The sequence below is a fragment of the Streptomyces sp. YIM 98790 genome (assembly GCF_011421595.1).
Lineage (GTDB): Bacteria > Actinomycetota > Actinomycetes > Streptomycetales > Streptomycetaceae > Streptomyces.
Map to the genome: position 1 here is coordinate 1 of NZ_WTLH01000348.1, position 2,657 is coordinate 2,657.

At 76.2% G+C, this 2,657-nt stretch carries 2 pseudogenes; both read left to right on the forward strand.

The features are described 5' to 3' along the window. Window positions 1-172: 172 nt before the first annotated feature. Window positions 173-661, forward strand: a pseudogene (locus GQS09_RS30165) (ATP-binding protein); the annotation flags it as partial. A 221-nt stretch (window positions 662-882) separates the two neighbouring features. After that, window positions 883-2,657: pseudogene (locus GQS09_RS27865) on the forward strand (hypothetical protein); the annotation flags it as partial.

Here is a 2,657-nt window from a genome sequence, read left to right on the forward strand (position 1 = left end):
CCCCCGGCGAGGAGCGGCGGGGACGCCGGCCGGGGCGCTTCCGGCTGATGGCATGACCGCGCGCCCGGCCCCGGCCGCCGCGCCCGGGCCGGGCGCCCGGGCTGTCCGGTCTGCTCCGCCGGGGGCGAAAACTCCTTCGGGACTGTCAGACCCCTGTGCGATCCTTCGTGACATGCAGAGCCGCACCGTCAGCCCCGTCTTCGTCGGCCGTGAGAGGGAGCGCGCCCGGCTCACCGAGGCGCTGGAGCGTGCCGCGGCCGGCGAGCCGCAGGCGCTGCTGCTCGGCGGCGAGGCGGGGGTCGGCAAGAGCCGCCTGGTGGAGGAGTACGGCCACCAGGCCGAGGCGTCCGGGGCCCTGGTCGCGCTCGGCGCCTGCGTGGAGATCGGGGCGGACGGCCTGCCCTTCGCCCCCGTCTCCGCCCTGCTCCGCTCGCTGCACCGCCAGCTCGGCGAGGAGCTCACGGCCGCCGCCGGCGGCTCCGGCGGCGGCGAGCTGGCCCGGCTGCTGCCCGAGCTGGGCGAGCCCGGCGCCGCCGAGCACGGCGCCCGCGACGAGGACGGCCGCGCCCGCCTCTTCGAGCTGACCACCCGCCTGCTGGAGTCCCTCGCCGCCGACCGCACCCTGGTGCTGATCGTGGAGGATCTGCACTGGGCCGACCGCTCCACCCGCGAGCTGCTCGGCTATCTCTTCCGCTCCCTCCAGCTCGGCCGGATCGTCCTGCTCACCACCTACCGCTCCGACGACATCCACCGCCGCCACCCGNTCTCTTCCGCTCCCTCCAGCTCGGCCGGATCGTCCTGCTCACCACCTACCGCTCCGACGACATCCACCGCCGCCACCCGCTGCGCCCCTTCCTCGCCGAGCTGGACCGCACCCGCACCGTGCGCCGTCTGGAGCTGTCCCGCTTCACCCGCGACGAGGTGCGCCGCCAGATCGCCGGCATCCAGGGCCGCGAGCCCCGCCCCGAGCTGGTCGACCACATCTTCCGCCGCTCCGACGGCAATGCCTTCTTCGTCGAGGAGCTGGCCTGCTGCGACGGCGACAGCCGCGCCGCCGGCTCCATCTCCGACTCCGTCCGCGACCTGCTGCTGGTCCGGGTGGAGGCCCTGCCCGAGCACACCCAGCGGCTGGTCCGCATCCTCGCCGAGGGCGGCTCCCGGGTGGAGTACGGCCTGCTGCGCGCCGTCGCCGGCCTGGAGGAGGACGAGCTCATCGACGCCCTGCGCGGCGCCATCGGCGCCAACATCGTCCAGGCGGACGAGGACGACACCTACCGCTTCCGGCACGCCCTGGTCCGCGAGGCGGTGGACGACGATCTCCTCCCCGGCGAGCGCACCCGGCTGCGCCGCCGCTACGCCGAGGCCCTGGAACGGACCCCGGCCCTGGTCCGGGCCGAGGAGCGGGCCGCCCGCCTGGCCAGCTACTGGTACCACGCGCACGACGCCGCCAAGGCGCTGCCCGCCGTGCTCCAGGCCGCCGCCCAGGCCCGCAGCCGGTACGCCTACGCCGAGCAGCTCAATCTCCTGGAGCGGGCCATGGAGCTGTGGGAGGAGGCCCCTGCCGAGGCGCGGCTGCTCAGCCCGGCCGAGGCCCCCGAGTCCTACCCGCTGTGCGCCTGCGAGGACGAGGAGCTGTCCTTCCTCGACATGCTGGCCGAGACGGCCGTGGCCGCCCGGCTGGCCGGCGAGGTGGAGCGCGGCCTGTCGGTGGTCAACCGCGCGCTGCGCCGGGTGGACGCCGAGGGCCATCCGCTGCGCGCCGCCTGGTTCTGGGTGCAGAAGTCCAAGCTGATCCGGCAGCTGGCCCGCGGGGACGGCCGCCGCGAGCTGGACAGCGCCAAGGCCCTGCTGCGCGGCCGGCCGCCGTCCCCGGTGCACGCCCGGGTGCTGATGGAGGCGGCGGGCTGGGGCGGCATGTACCAGCAGGGGCCGGAGAGCCTGGAGACCGCCGAGCAGGCCGTGGAGCTGGCCCGTCAGGTGGGGGACGAGGAGTGCGAGCTGCACGCCCTGCTCAGCCGGGGCGGCCTGCGGGTGGCGCTGGGCGATGCCGGGCCCGGCCTGGCCGACTACCAGACGGTCCGCCGCCGGGTGCTGGAGAGCGGTCACGTCGGCGTCATCACCCGCAGCCACGTCAATCTGCCGGACGCGCTGGAGACCATGGGCCGCTCCGCCGAGGCCGTGGAGGTGTGCGCCGAGGGCATCGAGCTGACCCGCCGCTTCGGCATCCAGGACTCCCGCGCCTGGATGTACCACAACCAGTCCGAGTCGCTGTTCTCCCTGGGCCGCTGGGAGGAGGCGCTGGAGGCGGCCCGGGAGGCGCGGCGCAGCGCGCAGAGCCCCACCGCCCGGGCGCTGGCCGCCCGTGCCTTCGCGGAACTGGCCCTGTGCCGGGGCGACCTGGTGGCCGCCGAGACCGAACTCGCCCGCATGCAGGAGGAGTACGGCCGCTTCCAGGGCGCCCCGCAGCACTGGCTGCCGCAGCTGGAGGTGCGGCTGGGCCTGGCCGCCCTCCAGGGCCGCATCCTTCAGGTCCGTGAAGTGCTGGAGGAGGCCACCGGCAGCGGCACCTCGCGCTACTTCTGGCCGCTGCTGCGCGAGGCCGCGTCGGCCGAGGCCCGCGCGGCCGGCGCGGCGGCCGGCGCACCGGGCCGGGCCGC